We start from the raw sequence: 2,900 nt of genomic DNA, 5'->3' as shown, positions 1-2,900 counted from the left end.
TGAGATGAAACGCGGCCTATAGATTCCATCTCTCGACACCCGAAAATGCGTTCGCCGGACGCTTACAAACCTTGTAGGCGATGCGTTGCCGAGGCGTGACGACCTCGCCCGAACGCAAGCGGCCATCAATCGCCAGTATGTGGTCACGGAGCTCACGCAGAAGCGGCTGCCTGACCGCGTCGGCGTAGGCAATGTGATCCTCGAAAGAGGCAGTGCCTTCCGGCGTTCCTTGCCTTCTCCTCTGTGGTCCTACGGAAGGTTTACGCGGGACAAGATCGATGTCGCCTGTGGTCACAGTATCAGCCATCGGAGCGCTGGGTTCCTGTACAGCTGGTTTCTCCGGACGAAGTCCGACTGAGGCGGCAACTTCATTGAGGATATCAATCGCGAAACTGAGACTGACCTGAAAGAATTCACGGTCCGAACCGGACCGATGCTCCGCCAACCTCTGATGGATCAACCGTTCCGCCCGATAACAATCCGTCACCCGTCTGGACAACAGCACTTCGAAGTTTTGAGGCACTCCCGTTGCTGACGAGATCTCGGCGGCCCTTTCTTCGGGCGTCCGAGTCGTCATTCCGATCTTATACTGGTTTGCGCGATAGGCTGGATTGAATAGGATGTATATGTGCCCTTCAGTCAAGACTTCCTCCCATTTCAGGAATTTACAACGGCTAGCGGGTTCCTCGGTCCTAGGTTCCAACGCACCTCTGGGTGTCGGTCCGTCAATTTCGCCAGTGGCTAGGCTAGCTCGAAGGTGAACCCATTGCTGCCGTAGCAATCTTGTGATCGACCCATGCAGCAAGGCCGTTCCAGAGTTCTCGGTCGAGGCCGACTTGGCAAGCGATCGCAATGATCTGCTGGTATGAGACGGGCGTGATCGCAGATTGGCCCGCGAGACTGGGATCCATCAGACCCCGCTTCGCCTTCCGCGCCGTCGGGAAACTGGGGTGATCGGCAAAGACTGCGAGAGCAGTTCCTTGAAGATGGCGGTGCTTGCCGAGCGCTGCCGCCAGCACGGCGTTGCGCATCCACTGATAGGCATCTCCCTTAAAAGGGCAGGGCGTATGGTCAACACCCGTATCGAGAGCGAAGACCGTTGGGATATATTCCCAGTAACGAATGCCCTTGCCTGTAAGAGCACACTGTGAGCGCACGCCGTTGCCCGGGTTGATCTGATCGACGTAGCTTCCGTTGCATTGGCGCTCGCCAAAGCCTGACACCGCGGTTTGGCTACATTGTCCTCCGGGTTCGGTGAACTTGCACTCGATGACGAGTGCTGCCGCGGAGCCGATAGCAAGTGCATCGACTTGCGTCGGCCTCGGCTCCCCCAGAAGCCGATCAGTATCGGTCCACTCGAGTGTTATCGCCCATGGACCACCCGGCGCCACTCCCACACGCTCGGCGATGGCGTCGAAAATGCGGTCGCGATCTGTGCTCGTTTTGAGTGTGCCGAACACATCGGTTGCGATGGCTTGCGACGAATGCACCTTATAGGCCTGAATTCGGTTGGTTCGGTCACGATGCCAGGGAAACGTCTCCCAGTCCTCGATCGCTCCGTGACTGGCCGGAAATAGATTTTCGCGGACTGCCTGGAAATCGGAGATCATCTTGGGTGCGCCTCAATTCCATCAAGCCAAGAAGATGGTTTCCTCCAATCGAAGAGGCTCAACCGTGCAGGCATTGGTGATGGGGTCGCGTTAGGTGACACTCGGCTTGTCCACCAGCTTCTCGACCAATCGCCTGAGTTCCGACGGGGTCGTTTGGCCAGCCACCACCTCGTGGTAGCCAATTCCGGCGCGTCGCAACGCCTCTTTCTTTACGGCGTCGCGCGCGGCCGCTGCGCCTTGATGATGCGCTCCGCCTTGGTATTCGATGACATGCCGCGGTCGGCAGTTGCTGTCCACGAGCAGTAAGTCGACACGCTTGGAATTGATGCAACTGTAGGCGTCTGGGTCGGCACTTCGCAGGATCTCGCCCAGTGAAACCTGAGCCATCACCTGCCAGGACGAATTGCAGCCGATCACCACACTGTCGAGTTCCCGAAACACCCGGGCTTCGCTCTTGTTCAGTAATGGTTGGATGGTGAACTTCGAGCGCATCACGATACGCAGTTGATCCGTGGCATCGATTGGCCGCAATGGCTGAGCAGCTGGGGTCTGAAGCCAGGGGCCTTGTATGACGCGCTCGTTCCAGCGCCTTTGCTCCGATTGCGACCTGTTTCTCTCTCGCCACGCCAGTCTGCTCGTCGCGGTTAGGTACTGCTCAACGGCCATGCCGATGATAATACCCACGAGCAGCGCGGCGATTAGCAGTTCGGGCTTTTCAAAGTCCGCAATGGTTATGCCGCCCGAAGCGCCGGCTGCGGCAGCTCCGATGATCAGCCAAGGTGCTGCGAACAGCACCGACCTCTGGCGATATTGCATGCCCCTCTCCGGATTTCCCGCCAAGATAGTATGACGCATTTGCGGCGCGCGGAAAGTTATCCAAAAGAATGAGGTCTCACACGCCGCAGACTTCTACCCGACGATCGATTTCCTGTTCCGGAGGGACCGATGAGTCTAGCGACTAGTCGACATCCGTTTCAGCCAGGATTCCTTTATCGCTGGCGCAGCGAAAGCGAGAGTCAGTGCCAGGCGTGTTGCCATGGTGTTCTCGTTTCGGGCTAAAAAGATCGCATAAAGGATCGATCGGAACTCTGCGCTCAGGCGGCTCACGACCAGCATGAGTGCTTCGATATAGCATTTAGTTTCGCGCGTTGGCAGGGGTGTGCAATGAAGCCCCCGCCTTTTCGGCCGCTGCCCGCAGACGCTTGTCTCTGGTCCATAAGACCGCTCGTTGATCGAGGAGAACTGAGGCCATCAAGTGGGCATCTGTATAGCCAATGCCCATACTGAAAA

General features: G+C 57.6%; 2 protein-coding genes and 2 pseudogenes. All 4 read right to left on the bottom strand.

Annotated features, from left to right (window positions below; all coding sequences use genetic code 11):
- Positions 1-376 precede the first annotated feature (376 nt).
- Positions 377-643, bottom strand: a pseudogene (locus tag ATY29_RS38260) (GIY-YIG nuclease family protein); the annotation flags it as partial.
- Between the two features lie 103 nt (positions 644-746).
- Positions 747-1,610, bottom strand: coding sequence for a PGN_0703 family putative restriction endonuclease (locus ATY29_RS34970; RefSeq protein WP_085861358.1), 864 nt, complete (start codon positions 1,608-1,610; stop codon positions 747-749).
- Between the two features lie 90 nt (positions 1,611-1,700).
- The gene (locus tag ATY29_RS34965; RefSeq protein ID WP_085861359.1) at positions 1,701-2,426 is read right to left on the bottom strand and encodes a DUF2726 domain-containing protein; all 726 of its coding nucleotides are present in this window, start codon (positions 2,424-2,426) and stop codon (positions 1,701-1,703) included.
- A gap of 319 nt (positions 2,427-2,745) precedes the next feature.
- Positions 2,746-2,900, bottom strand: a pseudogene (locus ATY29_RS34960) (type II toxin-antitoxin system VapC family toxin); the annotation flags it as partial.

The organism is Rhizobium hidalgonense (assembly GCF_002914525.1).
GTDB lineage: Bacteria > Pseudomonadota > Alphaproteobacteria > Rhizobiales > Rhizobiaceae > Rhizobium > Rhizobium hidalgonense.
The sequence above is the reverse complement of the archived record's forward strand: the minus strand, read 5'-3'. Positions and strand labels throughout refer to the sequence as shown.

Coding starts and splice junctions, on each gene's coding strand:
- ATY29_RS34970 (WP_085861358.1), bottom strand. CDS start 1,610: ATGATCTCCGATTTCCAGGCAGTCCGCGAAAATCTATTTCCGGCCAGT.
- ATY29_RS34965 (WP_085861359.1), bottom strand. CDS start 2,426: ATGCAATATCGCCAGAGGTCGGTGCTGTTCGCAGCACCTTGGCTGATC.